Source organism: Terrabacter terrigena (assembly GCF_042676085.1).
GTDB lineage: Bacteria > Actinomycetota > Actinomycetes > Actinomycetales > Dermatophilaceae > Terrabacter > Terrabacter terrigena.
The window spans coordinates 1-18,168 of record NZ_JBHTKH010000017.1 but is presented as its reverse complement, the minus strand read 5'-3'; the positions used below and the strand labels follow the sequence as shown (position 1 = coordinate 18,168).

The following is an 18,168-nucleotide window of genomic DNA, read 5'->3' as shown; positions in this document are numbered from 1 at the left end:
ACACTCGACGGTATGGACACACAGACCGCGGACGCCGTCGAGTGGCTGCTCGCCTCCGACGAGCCGGCAGTCCGACAGCTCACCCGTCGCCACTTGCTCGGCGACGCCACCGACGACGACCGCGCCGACGTGCCGGCAGGGCCGGCCGTGTCCGCGCTGCTGTCCGGGCAGGAGAAGGACGGCGGGTTCGGAGAGGGCCCCTACCGCAAGTGGACCGGAGCGCACTGGCGGCTGGTCGCCCTCGCCGAGCTGGAAGCACCCGCGGACGATGCCCGAGTCGCGGCCATGGCCGAGCACGTCCTGGAGTGGATCAGCGCCGACCTGCTCGCGCGCCACCGGGTCGTCGACGGGCTCCCGCGGGTGCACGCCAGCATCCACGGCAACGCACTCGGCGCCTGTACGCGTCTGGGGCTTGCCGACGACCCGCGCACCCACCGGCTGGCCGAGGCGCTCGTCTCCTGGCAGTGGCCCGACGGCGGCTGGAACTGCAGCATCAAGGCACGCGGTCACCGCTCCTCGTTCCACGAGTCGCACCGCGCGGCGTGGGGGCTCAACGAGTACGCGCGGGCCACCGGTCACGAGGCAGCGGCATCCGCGGCCGACCGTACCGCCGAGCTGTTCCTCGAGCACCGCGTCTTCCGACGTTCGGGCGACGGCGACCCCATCCACCCGCGCTGGATGAAGCTCGTCCACCCCTCGTACTGGCACTACGACGTGCTGTCCGGCCTCACGGTGCTCGCGGCCCTCGGGCGTGTCACCGACACTCGGGCCGAGGACGCGCTCGACCACCTGGAAGAGCAACGTGGACCCGACGGGCGCTGGCAGCCACAAGCCCGGTGGTGGCGCCCTGCGACGAGCAGGGCCAGCGCGGACGTCGTCGACCGGGGCCGGCCCGGCAGGCCGAGCCCGTGGCTCACCCTCACGGCGCTGCGCGTGCTCAAGACCGCCGGACGGTGAGGCTGCCGACACCTCCCGGTGGCGCGCAGCCACCACGGTCGTTCGCGCCCTTCAGGATGTCGGTGGTCGCTCCAGGCGGGCCAGTGCCTTGCGCATCGACGTCGCGACCGGCCTACCCCTCGTCAGCTGGATCAGCACGGTGGCCAGCCGCCCGGGCACGGACGTCGGCGTGCGGTTCCAGATCACGTGGATCCGACTCCCGCCGTCCCCTCTTGGGGCGATCGCGGCGGACACGTAACTGCCGGGAGCGCAGAAGTTGCTCTCCTTGACGGTCCACGTGACCAGCCCATCCTTCGACCAGTCGTAGTGCTCCCTCGCCCAGATGCTCGCCCCCGGCATCTTGCTCCCCTCCTGCACATCTGCGGTGTCGGCGCCGACGGAGTAGACCTTGTAGAGACTGGGGTCGATGCCCGGCCAGATCTCGGGCCGACGGTCGGAGAAGTCCAGGAGGGCGGCCCGCACGGCCTCCGGCGACGCTGTGGTCTCCACGTCCAGCTCGACCTTGGGCATCCTGTGCTCCTCCGCGCAGCGACGACGACTCGGCGGGACGTCGGCCGTCCCGCCCACGCTACTGCTGCGTGGCACGGACGGGAGGGGCGAACCCACACCCGATGTGGGAGTGGGTCCGCGCCCGCGATCCGATCCTCAGCCGAGCCTGGGGACGAGCCGGCTTCCCGTGGGGACGGGGAAGGGGAACCCGAGGTTCGCCAGCCGACCGCGTACCTGGTTCTGGGCCTGGCAGTTGGAGACGCAGTCGGTGGGCGGGTTGGCCACCTCGGTGGCGTCCCCTCCGGTCACGAAGCCCAGCCGACCACCCCTCGCGACGTCCCAGACCGACACGCCGCCACAGTGCCGCACGCTGGGAGTCACCGGGATCGCCGTGTTGCACGCCGGCTGCGGCACGCGGTCAGCCACCTGCGCGCTGTCGCGAGCCACGAACTTCGGCGACACGTCGTTCGCGATGTTGACGCGGGTGCTGACCCGGACACAGAACTGGCCGGGAGGACCGGTCTCCACGCTGGTGCAGCCCGCACCCAGGAACTGGCCCACTCGTGCACGGAAGTTCGGGTTGTCGAAGTAGAACGGCGTCAGACCCGTTGTCGTCGACGAGGCCAGCGTGTGCGTGATGCGCGTCCTCGTGCCGTCGCCCCGCTCCGGCTCCATCTGGAAGATGCCACCCTGCGCGCAGTCCTTGGCGGAGAGGGTCATCGACAGCCCCGGGCCGGTCCGCTGGAGGGACAGGCCATCCCCATCGAGCTGCACGGCGATGGCGCTGTTCAGCACCAGCCCGCGGTGGTCGGGCACCTTGCTCGCGAAGACAGGCGTGAACCGCCCGCCCGTGATGTCCAGCTCGTTCGGCGCCCCGGTGAACGCCTGGTTGAGAACGGCGAAATCGACTGAGCGGACGTCGAACTGGGCGTAGCGGCCCCGCACGGCGAACGTGCTGGCGAACTGGCTGGCCGGGATGGTGGTGCTGATGCGGTCTGCCCCCGCCGCGGCGACGGTCGCTCCGGTGGTCATGTTGACCAGGCGGAAGCCGCCGTTCGTGCACCCGTTGGACGACGGTGGCTCGTCGGTGGCTCGGCGGTGGCTCGTGGTTCACGACAGACGATCGCGTGGCCGTTGTCGAAGTCGGGGCGCCCCGTTCGATGAGAGGGTGAGAGTCCTCGTTGGCAGGGCTCGACCGACGGAGAGGAACCACCACCATGTCCGACGTGATCGCGATCATGTCCATGTCGCTCGACGGTTTTGTCGCAGCCCCCGACGGTGACGTGATGGGGGTGTTCGCGTGGTACTTCGGCTCGGGTGACGTCGAGATCCGCGGAGGTGGGGCTGACCCGATGACGTTCACGGTGTCCGAACGCAGCGCCCAGCACCTGCGCGCCCTCACGTCCGAGCTCGGTGCACTGGTGACCGGTCGCCGCACGTTCGAGGCCGCGCAGGGATGGGGTGGGAACCACGGGTGGGGGCCGGCCTTCGTGCTCGCGCACGAGATCCCCGACGGATGGCCGCGCCCCGACTCGACGGTGCACTTCGTGAGCGACGGCGTCGAGAGTGCGGTGGTGCAGGCGAAGGCCGCCGCCGGCGGCAAGTCCGTCGGGCTGCACGGCGCCGACACCATCCAGCAGTGCCTCAACGCCGGCCTGGTCGACTACCTCCACGTCGACATCGCCGCGATCCTGCTGGGTTCCGGTGTGCGGCTCTTCGACCACCTCGACGACATGCCGGCCACGCTCGGCAACCCCACCGTGGTCGAGGGCGTCGGGGTGACGCACCTGCGCTACCCCGTGCTCAAGGCATAGGGCGCCTACGGCCAGTCGGCCGTGAGGTAGGCGATCACCAGGGCCAGGAGCGAGACGCCCACCAGCACCGCACCGACCTGCATCTCGCGGTTTCGGCGTGCCGAGACGTCGCGGCCCCTCCGGTCCGGCTCGGTCAGCGAGCCCCACACGATCAGCCCGATGCCGACGACGAGCAGAACGCCGACGGCCGCCCAGAACGAGGTCACGCGTACGGCTCAGATGGGCATGGCGACGAAGGGCGACGAGTAGTCGTCGTCGACGGACAGCTGCCGTTCGGCGTCTTCGGGGGCGATCCTGTTCCGCTCGGCCTCGATCAGCATGCCGAGCAACCTGACGTCACCCGCCGTCGGTATGCCGGTGACCTCGTCGTGCGCCAGCACCCACGAGACCGCCGCCGTGATGGCGTCCTGCTGCTGGAACGGCTCGTACCAGGTCGTGTGCGTGTGGTCGGCACCCTGCGGCCAGTTGCGTCGCGACACCGTCTTGATCGTCATCAGACCGGCGTCCTGACGTCGCGTCTCCTCGACGAGCGCGAGGTATGCCGTCCGGTAGGAGTCGTCGCGCCACAGCACCGGGTTGAGCGGGGTCAGGACGGTGGCGAACGGGTAGCGCCGTAGCGCCTCCAGGTGTGTCTGGGCGGCCTCCTGGCCGTGGCCCGTCACACCGACCGCGCCGACGAGTCCCTCGTCGAGCGCCTGCACCGCGGCCTCCAGCGCGCCGCCCGTCCCCGTGGCCAGGTCCAGCTCGCCGAGGTCGCCGATCGCATGCAGCTGCAGCAGGTCGATCCGCTCGGTCTGCAGCCGCTCCAGCGACGCGTTGATCTCTCGCCACGCCGACTCCCGGTCGCGGCGTCCGGTCTTGGTCGCGAGGAAGATCTGGTCGCGGATCCGCGGCATCCACGGCCCGAGCCTCAGCTCCGCGTCGCCGTAGCTCGCGGCGACGTCGAAGTGGTTGATCCCACCATCGAGAGCCTCCTGGATCGAGACGTCCGCGACGTCCTGCGTCACCTCACCCAGAGCCGCCGCGCCGTAGATGAGCACCGAGCTCTGGTGCCCCAGCCGACCAAGCCTTCGCGTCTCCATAGCCACCACCTTTGCCCACGGCCGTCCGATCAGGCAACCAGCAGGCAGCCGGTTGAGCGACGGACTCGTCGGGTAGGACTCGAAGGACCAGCACATCGACCGAAGGAGTGAAGATGTCGGACGACGCCAAGGCTGCCAAGGAGCTCGTCGAGACCCTGAAGGACGGCGAGCGCGGATTCGCGTCCGCCGCAGAGAAGCTTCGCAGTGACGACCGCCCGGAGTGGGCAGCGACGTTGCAGCGCTTCTCGGAGCAGCGGGCCGGCTTCCACCGCGAGATCGTCGCGATGGGCCACGAGTACGGCGAGGACGTCGACGAGAGCGGGTCGGCCACCGCCGCCCTGCACCGCGGTTGGATCGCACTCAAGGACGCCCTGACCGGTGACGACGCGGGCAGCGTGCTCGGCGCCGCCGTCACGGGCGAGGACCACGCGGTCTCCGAGTACGAGAAGGCCCTCGAGCAGGACCTCAGCGCCGGCTTCCGCGACGTGGTGACCCGTCAGCACGCGGCCATCGTCGCAGCGCGCAACGAGGTCAAGGCCCTCCGGGTCGCGGACTGACCCACGGCGCTGCCGTTGCGACGGCGGCGCGCACGACCATCGAGCCGGCCAGCTCTGCACGGGAGCTGGCCGGCTCGGTGCGCAACGGCAGCGAGCCCGTCGTGTGACTGACCGGCGAGGTCAAAATTCCGGGTCGCCGGACCGATGAGCCGACCAGAACGTCCCCTCGGATCTTGCTCCGCTGAGCGGAGCAAGATCCGAGGGGACGCCAGATCATCGGTGCTGCGCTCGACCGTCCGGAACCTGCCGACCCGTGGTTGACGTCGAGGCTCAGGGCCGCCCGGCTTGTCGAGGTGCGTTGATCGCCTTCTTTGCCGACTTCGTTGCGGCTCGCTTGGCGGTCTTCTTCGGCGCAGCCTTCTTTGCAGATGTCTCTTCGGCTGGCTCGGCGGCGGGTCGGCGCGGCTTGCGTCTCACCCACAGCTGGCCGTTCCCGTTCGAGCCGGTCACCGTCTTCGTCTCGACGTAGGCCTGCGCCCGGACCAGCTCGCCCAGCTTGCTGAAGCCGTAGTTGCGTGAGTCGAACGACGGGTCGGTTCGGCGCAGGTGGTTGCCGAGGGCACTGAGCGGCGTCCAGTCGTCGTCGTCGGTGTCCACCTTCTGCAGGGCGCGGGTCAGCACGCTCTCGATGGGACGCGTGGGCTCACCCTTGACCAGCTCGGACTCGTCGGGATCGTCGACTCCGCTACCGGCGAGCACTTCGAGGAAGAGGAACCGCTCACACGCCTCGACGAAGGCTTTGGGGGTCTTGCGCTGGCCCACACCGATCACGCGCTTGCCTGACTCCCGCAGGCGAGTGGCCAAGGGCGTGAAGTCGCTGTCGCTGGACACGATCGCAAAGCCGTCGACGTTGCCGGAGTAGAGCAGGTCCATCGCGTCGATGATCAGCGCCGAGTCCGTGGCGTTCTTGCCGACGGTGTACGCGAACTGTTGCTGGGGCGAGATGGCGTTGCCGAGCAGCACCTCGCGCCACCCGGTCAGGTGCGGGTTGGTCCAGTCGCCGTAGGCGCGTTTGACCGTGATGGTGCCGTATCCGGCGAGCTCGTCGAACATCTCCTTGATCAGCTTCGCAGACGTGTTGTCAGCATCGATGAGGACGGCGAGACGAGTGCTGTCGTCGGTCATGTTGGTCGTTCCCCTCGGTCGGTTCCGCGGCAAGTGTGACCTACCCGCCCGCCCTGCGGTCCCGTGAACGCGCCACCCGCTCGCAACACGTCAGGCGACGCGGGGCCCGGCGAGCTCCCCTCGGACTGGCCGCGCCCCGGTCCCTCCGTCGCCGGCTCAGGCGTAGAAGTCGGGCTTGGCGATCATCTCGACCTTGACCACGCCGTCGTCGGTGAGCGCCCGCACGCCTGCGTCGCAGACGCACGCGGCGGCATACCCGTCCCACGACGTCGACCCCTTGTGCTCGCCGCGCGCGACGGCCGCGATCCACTCCTGGACCTCGGTGACGAACGCCCCCCAGAAGCGGTCGTTGTGGTCGCGCGCGATCGAGTTGCGGTGGCCGGAGCCGTCGCGCACCTCGACGGCGTTCTGGTCGGCCAGGGACACGACGCCCTTCTCGGCGACGGCCTCGCAGCGGATGTCGTAGCCGAACTGGCAGTTGACGAAGATCTCGTCGTCGACCCGCACGCCCGACTCGGTCTCGAGGACGAGCACGAGCGGGTCCTGCAGGTGCTCGAAGCGCAGCGACGTCTTCTTCGGCTTGTCGACACGAGCCGACACGAACTCCTCGCCGAGCAGCCACCGCATCGTGTCGACCTCGTGGATCGCGGTGTCGTTGATGGCCATGTCCCACGTGTAGTGCTCGGGCACGGTCGGGTTGCGGTGCGCGCAGTGCACCATGAGCGTCTCCCCGAGCTCGCCCGAGTCGAGCAGCGCCTTCATCTCGCGGTAGCTGCGGTCGAAGCGCCGCATGAACCCCACTGTCACCAGACGGCGCCCACCTGCCTGCTCCGCCTCCATGATCCGCAGTGCGGCCTCCGCGGTCGGCGTCAGCGGCTTCTCGCAGAACACCGGCTTCCCGGCAGCGATGCACGCCAGCACGTCGACCTCGTGGGCCGGTCCGTAGCTGCAGATCATCACGGCGTCGACCTCGTCGGACGCGATCAGGCTGGCCGAGTCGGCGTACGCCGTCCCGTCGATGCGCGAGGCGACCTCCTTGGCACGCACCTCGTCGACATCGCTCACCGCGACGACCCGACCGCCGGCGATGACGGAGTGGATGCGGTCGATGTGGGCCTGACCCATGCCGCCGGGACCGATCATCCCGATGCGAACAGTCATTGTCGTTGACTCCTTCGTCAGTGAATCGCCTTGAACCGCAGGCTCAGAGCAGGCCGAGGCCGATGGACGCGAGGTACTCGCGGGTCTGGATGGCGTTGGGCAGCGGGTAGGACGGGTCACACGGGTACATGTCCTGCTCGCACACGACGTACAGGTCCTTGTCGAGGTCGGCCAGCGCCTCGATGAGCGGCGGCATGTCGGGCGCCCCGGCCGGTGGCCGCACCGAGCAGCCCTTCGCGACAGCGAGACCGAACGGCCAGTCCTCGTCGTGGGCCTGCTTCACGAGCCCTTCGTCCATGGCCTTGATGTGCACGTAGGAGATGCGCTCGGGGTACTTGCGGCACAGCTCGACCGGGTCGCCACCGCCGTAGACGACATGGCCGGTGTCGAGGCAGAAGCCCACGTACTCGGGGTCGGTCGCCTGGAAGATGCGGTCGATGTCCTCGGGCGTCTCGATGTGGCTGTCACCGTGCGGGTGGAGCACCATCCGGAGGCCGTAGTCCTCCTTCATGATGCGTCCGAGCTTGTCGGCGTTGGCGATGTACGCGTTCCACGCCTCCGTCGACAGTGTGCGGTCGTCGGTGAACTCCCACGTCTTGTCGTCCCGGAAGAGCGGCGGCAGGTGCACGATGTACTCCGCGCCGACGGCTGCGTGCGTCTCGGCGATCTCGCGGAACGTCTTCTCGGTGTCGGCCCAGGCCTCCGGCTTGTGCAGGATGCCCCAGCCGGTGCCGGCGACGACGCGGAAGCCGCGCTTGTCCATCTCCTCCTTGAGCCGCGCGGCGTCCTTCGGGAAGTAGCCGAAGGGGCCGGTCTCCATGACCGAGAAGCCGGCCTCGGCCATCTCGTCGAGCGCGGTCTCCCACTGGATCTGCTTGTCGTCGTTGGGGAACCACACGCCCCACTGGTCGGGACACACGCCGATCGTCAGCTTGCTGTAACGCTCGTCGGTGTTGCGGGCCTTGGACTCGGCCATCGTTCGGGGTCCTTTCGGGGGAAGGCGGTGAAGGCGTACGTACGCGTTGCGCTGGGTCGTGAGGGCGGGTGCGCTCAGTCGTTCTGCGGGAAGCCGAGGTTGAGGCCGCCGTGGCTCGGGTCGAGCCAGCGCGCAGTGACGACCTTGCCGCGGGTGAAGAAGTGCACGCCCTCCATGCCGTGGGCGTGGGTGTCGCCGAAGAGGGAGTTCTTCCAGCCGCCGAACGAGTAGTACGAGACGGGCACCGGGATGGGCACGTTGACACCGACCATGCCGACCTCGACCTGGCGCTGGAACCTGCGGGCCGCGCCGCCGTCGTTCGTGAAGATCGCGGTGCCGTTGCCGTAGGGGTTGCTGTTGATGAGCTCCAGCCCCTCGTCGTAGGAGCCGACGCGAACGACCGACAGCACGGGGCCGAAGATCTCGTCGTCGTAGACCGACATGCCGGGCTTCACGCCGTCGAAGAGGGTGGGCGCGAGGAAGTAGCCCTCGCCGTCGGCGTCGAAGTCGCTCTCGCGTCCGTCGACGACGAGGGTTGCGCCGTCGGCGACACCGGAGTCCAGGTAGCCGGCGACCTTGTCGCGGTGCTGCTTCGTCACGAGCGGGCCCATGTCGGCGCCGCGCGTGCCGTCGCCGGTGACGAGCTTGCCCATGCGGTCGCGGATCTTCGAGATGAGCTCGTCGGCGATGGGCTCGACGGCCACGAGGGCCGAGATCGCCATGCAGCGCTCACCGGCGGACCCGAAGCCGGCGTTGACCGCGGCGTCCGCGGCGAGGTCGAGGTCGGCGTCGGGCAGCACGAGCATGTGGTTCTTCGCGCCCCCGAGGGCCTGCACGCGCTTGCCGTGCGCCGTGCCCGTCTCGTAGACGTACTTCGCGATCGGCGTCGAGCCGACGAACGACACCGACTTCACGTCCGGGTGGGTGAGCAGCGCGTCGACGGCCTCCTTGTCACCGTGGACGACCTGCATGATGCCGTCGGGCAGGCCCGCCTCCTTCCAGAGCGCGGCGATCGCGAGGGCCGCCGACGGGTCCTTCTCGGAGGGCTTGAGGACGACGGCGTTGCCGCAGGCGATCGCGATCGGGATGAACCACAGCGGCACCATCGCGGGGAAGTTGAACGGCGAGATGACGGCGACGACGCCGACGGCCTGGCGGATCGAGTAGACGTCGACGTTCGTCGAGGCGTTCTCGCTAAAGCCGCCCTTGAGCAGGTGGGGGATGCCGCAGGCGAACTCGGCGACCTCGAGGCCTCGCGTCACCTCACCGACGGCGTCGGAGAGCACCTTGCCGTGCTCGGCCGTGATGAGCGCGCCGATCTCGTCCTTGCGGGCGTTGAGCAGCTCGCGGAACGCGAAGAGCACCTGGGCGCGCCTGGCGAGCGAGGCGTCGGCCCACTCCTCCCAGGCGGCCGCGGCCGACGTGACGGCCTCGTCGACGAGGGCCGCGGAGGCGAGGTCGAGCACGCCGGTCTGCTCACCGGTCGCGGGGTTGAAGACGGGCGACGTGCGCTCGGCGGTGCCGGTCCACGACCGGCCGTCGATGAGGTGGGTGATGCGGGTGGGCGTGCTCATGGTGGGTCCTTCGAGGTGAGACAGACGAACTGCGGAGGTGTGCCGGGTGGCCGGCGTCAGGGGGAGACGAACGTGGGCGGCGTCGACCACTTGTCGAGGTAGCTGCGGATGGTGTCGCGCATGTAGGTGGTCGACTCGCGGGCGCGGTCCTCCCACGCGAAGACACAGGAGGTGACGATCCCGTCGAACCCGATGCGCTCGAGCCCGCGGAAGAACTGGTCGAAGTCGACCTCGCCCTGGCCGATGTCGAGGTGCTGGTGCACCGTGACCTGCGATCCGGGCGGGTTGACGATGTAGCGCAGCCCTGATGACGCGGTGTGGTCGTAGGCGTCGGCGACGTGGACCATCGTCAGCAGGTCACCGGCCCTGTCCATGATCCCGTCGCAGTCGTTGCCCTGGTGGAACGTGTGGGGCGCGCAGTAGAGGAACGAGACGTTGGGCGAGTTGATGCCGCGGATGAGGTCGACGGCGCGCTTGCCGTCCTCCTCCCAGTCGTCGGGGTGCGGCTCGAGGACGAGCCGGATGCCCTCCTTCTCGAAGACCGGCAGCAGCTCCTCCATCGACTTCCAGAACCGCCGCTCGCAGACCGCCGCCTCGCGCGGGTTGCCGTTGAACTCGGAGTTCATCGTGTCGACGCCGAGGTCGGAGGCGATCTGGATGGCGCGCTTCCAGTAGCGCACCGCCGCCTGCCGCTCGTCCTCGTCGGGGCCGCTCCACGTGAAGAGCGGCAGCACCGACGAGACGCCGATCCCCGCGGCCGAGAGCTCCTTGCGGAACGCGGCCACGCCGGCGTCGTCGACGCGCGGGTGGTTGAAGAACGGGATGAAGTCGTCGCGCGGCGACAGCTCGATCCACTCGTAGCCGAGCTCGGCGACGAGGGCGGGCAGCTCGAGCAGCGGTGCCGCGCGGAACATGTAGGGGTCGAGAGCGAGCTTCATGAGGGGCGAACTCCTTTGTCGGCCAGGGGTTTCAGTCCGCGCTGGGCGGGGTGAGCAGCGGTCGCTGGGTGGCCTTGTGGTCGAGGTACTCGCCGTATGCCGTCTGCGTCGTCTCGAGGTCGCTGACCGCCGAGACCGGCACGTCCCACCACGACGCGCTGTCGGGCGCGTGGACCAACGGGTCGGTCTCGACGTGGATCACGACCGGGCCGCCGTCGGACGGCCACGCCTTGGCCTCCTTGATGGCCTGGTGCAGGTCCTCGAGCGAGTGCACCTCGATGACGTGCGCGCCGAGTGACCTGGCATTGGCGGCGAGGTCGACGGGCAGCACGTCGCCGTCGAGGCGTCCGGACTGCTCGCCACGGAACCGGTAGGACGTGCCGAAACGCTGCGAGCCCAGGGACTCCGACAGGGAGCCGATCGAGTGGAAGCCGTGGTTCTGCACGAGCACGACGACCACCTTGACCCGCTCCTGCACGGCCGTCACGAGCTCGGTCGGCATCATGAGGTAGCCACCGTCGCCGACCATGGCGAAGACGTCGCGCGAGGCGTCGGCGAGGCGGACGCCGATCGACGCCGGCACCTCGTAGCCCATGCAGGAGTAGCCGTACTCGACGTGGTACGCCTTGCGGTCGCGCACCCGCCACAGCTTGTGGATGTCGCCGGGCATCGAGCCGGCAGCGCACAGGACGACGTCGCGCGGGTCGGTGAGCTCGTTGACCGCGCCCAGCACCTGGCCCTGGGTGAGCAGGCCGTCGGCGAGCTTGTCGGTCACCTCGGTCGGCGGGTTGAACGCGCTCTCGACGACGGCGTCCCACTCGGCCCACAGGGCGGCCTGACGTGCCTTGTGGTCGGCAGGGACGGCATACCCCTCGAGGGCGGCCGTCAGCGCCGTCAGCGCCTCTCGGGCGTCGGCGACCACCGACAGCCCCGAGTGCTTGCCCGCGTCGAAGCGTGCGACGTTGATGTTGACGAAGCGGACTCCGTTGTCCTGGAAGGCCGTTCGCGAAGCCGTGGTGAAGTCGCTCCAGCGCGTGCCGATGCCGATGACCACGTCGGCCTCGGCGGCGAGCGCGTTCGCTGCCGTCGTGCCGGTCGAGCCGACGGCGCCCATCTCCTGCGGGTGCCCGTGCGGCAGCGAGCCCTTGCCGGCCTGCGACTCACCGACCGGTATGCCGGTGGCCTCGCAGAAAGCGCGCAGCGCCTCCTCGGCGCCGGAGTAGTGCACGCCACCCCCGGCGACGACCATCGGCCGCTTCGCCGAGCGGATCAGCGCAGCCGCGTCCTCGACGTCGACGGCCTCGGGCAGCGGGCGAGCCACCCGCCACGTGCGTGGCGAGAAGAGCCCGACCGGCCAGTCGAAGGCCTCGGCCTGCACGTCCTGCGGCAGCGCGACCGTCACGGCACCGGTGTCGACCGGGTCGGTGAGCACCCGCATCGCACCCAGGAGCGCCGACGGCAGCTGCTCAGGCCGGCTCACCCGGTCGAAGAACCTCGACAGCGGGCGGAAGGCGTCGTTGACCGTGACGTCGGCGGCATACGGCTGCTCGAGCTCCTGGAGCACGGGGGCGCTGACGCGGGTCGCGAAGGTGCCCGATGGCAGCAGCAGCACGGGAAGCCGGTTGATCGTCGCGAGCGCCGCACCGGTGAGCATGTTCGTCGAGCCGGGGCCGACCGAGGCCGTGCAGGCCCACGTCTGGAGGCGGTCCTTCTGGCGCGCGTAGGCGACGGACGTGTGCACCATCGCCTGCTCGTTGCGGGCCAGGACGTAGGGAAGGTGCTCGTCGCCGTCAGCCAGCTCGTTCTGCAGCAGCGCCTGACCGAGCCCGGCGACGTTGCCGTGGCCGAAGATGCCGAAGCAGCCGGCGAAGAGCTTCTGCCGCTCGCCGTCGCGCTCGCTCCACTGGTTGGCCAGGAAGCGCACCACGGCCTGCGCCACGGTGAGGCGCACGGTCTCGCCTGCGCCGGCGTGCAGATCACGCGTCATCGGGTGCCTCCAAGGGGAAGTCGGGGGTCGACGGGCTGGTCGGGCCAGGTCTCGCGCACCCAGCCGTGGGCGGGGTCGTCGCAGATGAGCCAGGCGCGTTGCTCACCGGGACCGGCCATGACGTTGAGGTAGTACATGTCGTAGCCCGGGCCCGCGATGGCCGGGCCGTGCCAGCCGTGCGGCACGAGCACGACGTCTCCGGCGCGCACCTCCGCGAGCACGTCGATGGGGCGGTGCTCCGTGCCGTAGACGCGCTGGTAGCCAACGGGATCCGTCGCTGCGGCTGCCGGCGTTCCGGCCGAGGGGGCGACCTCGAAGTAGTAGATCTCCTCGAGCGCGGTCTCCTCGCCGGGCCGCTCCTCGTCGTGCTTGTGCGGGGGCCAGGAGCTCCAGTTGCCGCCCGGCGTGACGACCTCACAGGCGATGATCGAGTCGGCCTCGAGCACGCCGGGGACGCCGAAGTTGCGGACCTCCCGCGACGCGATGCCCGCACCGCGCAGCTCGACGGGCACCTCGTCGGCGGACACGTGCCGGAAGGGGAAGCGGGCCTCGGCCGTCTCGGTGACCGCGAAGACGACCGCGACGCGCGCGTCGCCGACCGCCGTCACCGTGAGGGACGACCCGGCCGGCACGTACGCGACGTCGGATGCCCCGGCGAAGACCGAGGAGCGGCCGGCGAGCTTCGCCTCGTGCTCACCCGCCGCGCCCGAGACGGCGACGTGCACCGACCCCGACAGGGGGACGACGACGTGTTCACGGCGCCCGGCCTCGTGGGTGCGGGCGTCGCCGTCGGCGAGGCGGCCGGCATACAGGCCGGTGTGCTCCCAGCCCGACGCGTCGGGCTCGACGACGACGTCCCAGCCGTCTCGCGCCGTGCTGCCGAAGGGGTGGTGCCAGCTCATGCCGCGCTCCCACCGTGCACGAGCCCGGCCGCGATGTCGACGGCCGCGGCGACGTCGCCGTCGGGCGGGAAGAGCAGGGCGCGGCCCACCACGAGCCCGCGCACGGCAGGCAGGTCGAGCGCACGACCCCACGACGCGTACGTGTCGTGGGGGTCGCCCTGCGGGTCGCCGCCGAGCAGCAGCGTCGGCAGCGTCGTCGCGTCCATGACCCGGTCCAGCTCGTCGACGACGGGCAGCTTGAGCCACGTGTGCGCGCTGGAGGCGCCCAGGCCGGCGGCGATGTGGATGGACTTGATCGTCGAGTCGGGGTCGAGCTGGTTGACCACACGCCCACCCTCACGCGTCGAGAGGAACGGCTCGACCATCGCCATGAGCTGACGCTCGGCGAGCTCGGTGACGGCGCGGGCGCTCGCCTCGAGCGTCGCGACGGTCCCGGGATCGTCGAGGCAGATGCGCGTCAGCATCTTGCCGCCGTCGAGGCCGCGGGCCGCGATCTCGGCGGCCGTGTAGGCGGTGAAGCGGTCGTCGAGCTCGAAGCTCGCGCCCTGCAGGCCGCCGCGGTTCATCGAGCCGATCGCGACCTTGCCCTCGAGCGCGCCGAGCAGCAGCAGGTCGTCGAGCACGTCGGGCGTGCCGAGCACGCCGTCGACACCGGGCCGACCGAGCGCGGTGACGAGGCGCTCGAGCAGGTCGCTGCGGCTGGCCATCGCGGCCCCTGCGCCACGCACGCCGAGCGCGCCGCGGGCCGGGTGGTCGGCGGCCACGAGGAGCATGCGGCCGTCCTCGCCCACGAGCGGGCGGTGCTCACGGGCGGCCCAGGCCGCCGCGATGCGCCCGGGCTCGCGCACGCGGATCTCGGTCAGGTCGGCGACCGCGACACCAGCACCCAGGCCGGGAGTCGTGGGCGGGTGCGTGGTGGTCATCGTGCCTCCTCGGCGACGGCGGCGAACGGGTTGCGGGAGCCCTGGGGGGAGTGCGCGCCGGCCAGGCGCTCCTCGACCTCGGCCGAGGTCGGCATGGCGGTGGAGCACTCGAGCTTGCTGGCGACGATCGCCCCGGCGACGTTGGCGAACTCGAGGACACGGCGCAGGTCCCAGCCCTCGAGCAGTCCGTGGCAGAGGGCTCCGCCGAAGGCGTCCCCGGCCCCGAGACCGTTGACGACCTCGACGGGGAACGGGGGCACCTCGACGCGCTCGTCGCGCGTCGCGGCCAAGACGCCCTTGGGGCCCTGCTTGACCACCGCGAGCTCGACGCCACGCTCGAGCAGGGCGTCGGCCGCCCGCTGCGGGTCGGTCTCGCCGACGGCGACCTCGCACTCCTCGCGGTTGCCCACGGCGACCGTCACGTGGTCGAGGGCGCTGCCGACCTGCTCGCTCGCCTCGGCCGGGTCGGACCAGAACATCGGCCGGTAGTCGAGGTCGAGCACCGTGTGGGTGCGGCGGGCGCGGGCCGCCCAGCCGCGGAAGTGCGCGGCGCGGCTCGGCTCCTGCGACAGCCCGGTGACCGTCGACCAGTAGACGCCGGCGTCGCGGATCGCGTCGAGCGGCATCTCTTCGGGCTCGACGAGCAGGTCGGGGGCGGCCGGGTAGCGGTAGAAGTACAGCGGGAAGTCGTCGGGCGGGAAGACCTCGCAGAACGTGACGGGCGTGGGCGGCCCGTCGACAGCGGTGACGTACCGGTCGTCGACGCCGAAGTCCTGCAGCGCCTCGTGGATGTAGCGGCCGAACGCGTCGTGCCCGGTGCGGGTGATGAGCGCCGTGCGGTGTCCGTGGCGGGTTGCGGCGACGGCGACGTTGGTCGCGCTGCCGCCGAGGAACTTCTCGAACGTGCGGACCTTCTCGAGGCCGACGCCGTGCTGGAGCGGGTAGATGTCGACACCGGTGCGGCCGATCGCGACGACGTCGTATGCCGTCTCGCCGGCCGGCGTGGCCTGGCCGGCCGTGGTGGGGGGTTGGGTGCTCATCGGTGCGACGTCCTCACAGGCTCGGGATCTCGTCGAGGGACACGGGCCGACCCTCACGGCGCGACAGCTCGCACGCCTCGGCGACACGGAAGGCCTGGAGGGCGTCGCCGACGGTGCACGGCGAGGTCAGGGCGCCGCGGGCGACGGCTGCGAAGGCGGTCAGCTCGGCGCGGTAGGCGGGCAGGAAGCGCTCCATGAACGACCAGTGGCGCGGGCCGACCGGGTAGGTGGCGCCGGGCTCGGCCGACGTGACGGCGAGGGAGTCGTCGTAGCCGACGCCGAGGGTGCCGTCGCTGCCGAGGACCTCCATGCGTACGTCGTGGCCGGCGCCGTTGTAACGGGTCGCCGAGAGGGAGACGAGCGTGCCGTCGTCGAGCGTGAGGACGGCCGCGGCGGTGTCGACGTCGCCCGCCTCGGAGAAGAAGGCGGCGCCCTTGTTGGCACCGGTGGCGTAGACCGAGGCGACCTCGCGGCCGGTGACGAAGCGGATGATGTCGAAGTCGTGGATCGAGCAGTCGCGGAAGAGGCCGCCGCTCGTCGGGATGTAGGCGGCGTGCGGTGGCGCCTGGTCGTGGGTCTGCGCGCGGATGCTGTGCAGGAAGCCGAGCTCACCTGCGGCCACCGCCTGCTGGGCCCGCTGGTACCCCCGGTCGAAGCGGCGCTGGAAGCCGACGTGGACCGGCGTGCTCGTCTGCGAGACGAGCTTGGCGAGGTCCATGGTCTCGTCGAGCGTGGCGGCGACGGGCTTTTCGCAGAAGGTCGGCACACCGACCTCGAGACCGAGGCGCAGCAGCGGTGCGTGGCCGGGCGTCGCGGTGGCGATGACGAAGCCGTCGACGCCCTGCGTGAGCAGCTCGGCCGGCGAGGCGGCATACCCGACGCCGAGTCGCTCGGCGACCGCCTTGGCTGCGTCGGCGTCCAGGTCCGCGACGACGACCTCGTCGACCTCGGAGAGGTCGCGGAGGGTCTCGGCGTGGAACGCCCCGATGCGGCCGACTCCGGCCAGTCCGATGCGCATGTGCACACTCCCTCGGGTGTCTCGTGCTTGGTGACACCGATCGTCCAGCGACCACGGTGGCGATGTCAAGCAAATGTTAGGACATTCTTATGTTTGCTCAATCTCTTGACATGACGCGACCGGCGGAGGCATCCTCCAATCGCTGGCACTGACGCCGGGACCTGTGGGCACCGACAGCGATGTCCACCGCGACGCGGAGCCAGTGCGGAGGTCGACAGTCACCAGCCGCCGCCCCTCGCCGTCGTCTCGAAGCAGGCGATGACACGCCCCTCAACGACCCGCCGCACCGCTCGCGGGACAACCAGATCTCTGATCGACGGAAGAACCGTCACAGATCGTCGCGTCACTCCGGCGACCGGGCCACGCGACGCAACGAAAGGAATCAACGATGACTCCGACTCGGACTCGCAAGAGACTGATCGTCGCCACCGGCATGGCCACGAGCGCGGCCCTGCTCCTGACCGCCTGCAGCGGCGGCGGCGCCCCCAGCACGACGTCCACGGGAGGCGGCGGAGGCGGCGGCGGCAACAGCGGCTACACCTTCGCGATGATCACGCACGAGACCCCGGGCGACACGTTCTGGGACCGCATCAAGGCCGGTGCGCAGCAGGCCGCCAAGGACACCGGCGCCACGCTCAAGTACTCGTCGGACCCGGAGGCCAGCAAGCAGGCGGTCCTCATCCAGAACGCGATCGACTCCAAGGTCGACGGCATCGCGACCACGCTGGTCACGCCCGACGCGCTCATTCCCACGATCAAGAAGGCCGTCGACGCCGGAATCCCCGTCGACACCTTCAACTCGGGCCTCGACTTCTTCCAGAAGGCGGGCGCCCTGACGCACTTCGCATCCAACGAGAAGCTGGCCGGACAGCAGGCGGGCAAGCGCGCCGCAGCCGCCGGCGCCACGAAGATCCTCTGCACCATCCAGCAGACCGGGTCGGTCGCCCTGGAGGACCGCTGCGCGGGCGTCAAGGACTCCTTCCCGAACACCGAGAACCTGCAGGTCAACGGCGCTGACGATGCCGCGGTCACCAGCGCGGTCCAGGCGAAGCTGACCCAGGACAGTTCGATCAACTGGGTCATCACCCTGGGCGCACCGCAGGCCCTCGACACGGTCAAGGCGGCACAGACAGCCGGGGTGACCGTCAAGATCGGGACCTTCGACACCAACCCGGACGCGGCCCAGGCGGTCAGCGACGGCAAGATCGAGTGGTTCATCGACCAGCAGCCCTACCTGCAGGGCTACATGGCGGTCACCCAGCTCTACCTGTTCAAGAAGAACGGCAACATCCTCGGCGGCGGTCAGGCCGTGCTGACCGGCCCCTCCTTCGTCGACAAGGCGAACATCGCCCAGGTCCTCCCGTTCATCAAGCAGAACACTCGCTAACCGCCTGCAGGGGCTGCGGGCCCTCCCAGCTCGTCCGGGGCGGCCCCAGCCCCTGCCGAACAGCACTGGAGCTGTCATGAGTAGCACCCCCGTCAAGACGGACCCGTCACCCTCGGCCCCCGCCGAGGCCTCCAACCGGGTCACCCTCGGCTTGTCCAACAGGCTGCTGGCCCGGCCGGAGATCGGCGCCCTGGTGGCGGCGATCGTGATCTTCATCTTCTTCCTGATCGTCGCCCCG

Annotated in this window: 18 protein-coding genes; 4 read left to right on the top strand and 14 right to left on the bottom strand. The window is 70.4% G+C overall.

Features of this window, described 5'->3' with window-relative positions:
* Nucleotides 1–12: 12 nt before the first annotated feature.
* Nucleotides 13–957: a hypothetical protein gene (locus ACFQ2V_RS18335; protein ID WP_386054333.1), complete on the top strand. Its 945-nt coding sequence runs from the start codon at nucleotides 13–15 to the stop codon at nucleotides 955–957.
* 51 nt (nucleotides 958–1,008) lie between these two features.
* On the opposite strand, the gene ACFQ2V_RS18330 is transcribed toward ACFQ2V_RS18335, so the two are convergent.
* Nucleotides 1,009–1,467: an SRPBCC family protein gene (locus ACFQ2V_RS18330; RefSeq protein ID WP_386054332.1), complete on the bottom strand. Its 459-nt coding sequence runs from the start codon at nucleotides 1,465–1,467 to the stop codon at nucleotides 1,009–1,011.
* Between the two features lie 135 nt (nucleotides 1,468–1,602).
* Nucleotides 1,603–2,478: a hypothetical protein gene (locus ACFQ2V_RS18325; protein ID WP_386054331.1), complete on the bottom strand. Its 876-nt coding sequence runs from the start codon at nucleotides 2,476–2,478 to the stop codon at nucleotides 1,603–1,605.
* 185 nt (nucleotides 2,479–2,663) lie between these two features.
* On the opposite strand from ACFQ2V_RS18325, the gene ACFQ2V_RS18320 reads away from it, so the two are divergent.
* Nucleotides 2,664–3,260, top strand: a complete 597-nt coding sequence (locus ACFQ2V_RS18320) for a dihydrofolate reductase family protein (RefSeq protein ID WP_386054330.1) — start codon at nucleotides 2,664–2,666, stop codon at nucleotides 3,258–3,260.
* Nucleotides 3,261–3,265: 5 nt separating this feature from the next.
* Here the strand turns inward: ACFQ2V_RS18320 and ACFQ2V_RS18315 are convergent, their stop codons facing one another.
* Both ACFQ2V_RS18315 and ACFQ2V_RS18310 read right to left on the bottom strand, forming a co-directional pair.
* The gene (locus ACFQ2V_RS18315; protein WP_386054329.1) at nucleotides 3,266–3,466 is read right to left on the bottom strand and encodes a hypothetical protein; all 201 of its coding nucleotides are present in this window, start codon (nucleotides 3,464–3,466) and stop codon (nucleotides 3,266–3,268) included.
* Nucleotides 3,467–3,475: 9 nt separating this feature from the next.
* Nucleotides 3,476–4,342: an aldo/keto reductase gene (locus ACFQ2V_RS18310; protein ID WP_386054328.1), complete on the bottom strand. Its 867-nt coding sequence runs from the start codon at nucleotides 4,340–4,342 to the stop codon at nucleotides 3,476–3,478.
* Nucleotides 4,343–4,455: 113 nt separating this feature from the next.
* On the opposite strand from ACFQ2V_RS18310, the gene ACFQ2V_RS18305 reads away from it, so the two are divergent.
* A complete protein-coding gene (locus tag ACFQ2V_RS18305; protein WP_386054326.1) occupies nucleotides 4,456–4,899 on the top strand; it encodes a ferritin-like domain-containing protein in 444 nt (147 codons plus the stop codon).
* Nucleotides 4,900–5,169: 270 nt separating this feature from the next.
* On the opposite strand, the gene ACFQ2V_RS18300 is transcribed toward ACFQ2V_RS18305, so the two are convergent.
* From ACFQ2V_RS18300 to ACFQ2V_RS18255, 10 genes are all read right to left on the bottom strand, one after another.
* Nucleotides 5,170–6,024, bottom strand: coding sequence for an NYN domain-containing protein (locus tag ACFQ2V_RS18300; RefSeq protein ID WP_386054325.1), 855 nt, complete (start codon nucleotides 6,022–6,024; stop codon nucleotides 5,170–5,172).
* A 156-nt stretch (nucleotides 6,025–6,180) separates the two neighbouring features.
* Nucleotides 6,181–7,185: a Gfo/Idh/MocA family protein gene (locus tag ACFQ2V_RS18295; RefSeq protein ID WP_386054324.1), complete on the bottom strand. Its 1,005-nt coding sequence runs from the start codon at nucleotides 7,183–7,185 to the stop codon at nucleotides 6,181–6,183.
* Nucleotides 7,186–7,228: 43 nt separating this feature from the next.
* Complete coding sequence (locus ACFQ2V_RS18290) at nucleotides 7,229–8,161, bottom strand: TIM barrel protein (protein ID WP_386054323.1); 933 nt, start codon at nucleotides 8,159–8,161, stop codon at nucleotides 7,229–7,231.
* A gap of 74 nt (nucleotides 8,162–8,235) precedes the next feature.
* A complete protein-coding gene (locus ACFQ2V_RS18285; RefSeq protein WP_386054321.1) occupies nucleotides 8,236–9,735 on the bottom strand; it encodes a CoA-acylating methylmalonate-semialdehyde dehydrogenase in 1,500 nt (499 codons plus the stop codon).
* Between the two features lie 56 nt (nucleotides 9,736–9,791).
* On the bottom strand, nucleotides 9,792–10,673 hold the full coding sequence (locus ACFQ2V_RS18280) for a sugar phosphate isomerase/epimerase family protein (RefSeq protein ID WP_386054319.1): 882 nt from the start codon (nucleotides 10,671–10,673) through the stop codon (nucleotides 9,792–9,794).
* 31 nt (nucleotides 10,674–10,704) lie between these two features.
* Nucleotides 10,705–12,660: a 3D-(3,5/4)-trihydroxycyclohexane-1,2-dione acylhydrolase (decyclizing) gene (gene iolD / locus ACFQ2V_RS18275; RefSeq protein ID WP_386054318.1), complete on the bottom strand. Its 1,956-nt coding sequence runs from the start codon at nucleotides 12,658–12,660 to the stop codon at nucleotides 10,705–10,707.
* Nucleotides 12,657–13,562: a 5-deoxy-glucuronate isomerase gene (gene iolB / locus ACFQ2V_RS18270; protein WP_386054317.1), complete on the bottom strand. Its 906-nt coding sequence runs from the start codon at nucleotides 13,560–13,562 to the stop codon at nucleotides 12,657–12,659. Before iolB ends, iolD begins: the two co-directional genes overlap by 4 nt.
* Nucleotides 13,559–14,485: a Cgl0159 family (beta/alpha)8-fold protein gene (locus ACFQ2V_RS18265; protein WP_386054315.1), complete on the bottom strand. Its 927-nt coding sequence runs from the start codon at nucleotides 14,483–14,485 to the stop codon at nucleotides 13,559–13,561. The genes iolB and ACFQ2V_RS18265 overlap by 4 nt, the downstream gene beginning before the upstream one ends.
* Nucleotides 14,482–15,525: a 5-dehydro-2-deoxygluconokinase gene (gene iolC, locus ACFQ2V_RS18260; protein WP_386054314.1), complete on the bottom strand. Its 1,044-nt coding sequence runs from the start codon at nucleotides 15,523–15,525 to the stop codon at nucleotides 14,482–14,484. Before iolC ends, ACFQ2V_RS18265 begins: the two co-directional genes overlap by 4 nt.
* A gap of 13 nt (nucleotides 15,526–15,538) precedes the next feature.
* Nucleotides 15,539–16,543: a Gfo/Idh/MocA family protein gene (locus tag ACFQ2V_RS18255; protein ID WP_386054313.1), complete on the bottom strand. Its 1,005-nt coding sequence runs from the start codon at nucleotides 16,541–16,543 to the stop codon at nucleotides 15,539–15,541.
* 388 nt (nucleotides 16,544–16,931) lie between these two features.
* On the opposite strand from ACFQ2V_RS18255, the gene ACFQ2V_RS18250 reads away from it, so the two are divergent.
* Nucleotides 16,932–17,930 carry a substrate-binding domain-containing protein gene (locus tag ACFQ2V_RS18250; protein WP_386054312.1) on the top strand — a complete coding sequence of 333 codons (999 nt, stop codon included), beginning with the start codon at nucleotides 16,932–16,934 and terminating at the stop codon, nucleotides 17,928–17,930.
* The last annotated feature ends 238 nt before the right edge of the window (nucleotides 17,931–18,168 follow it).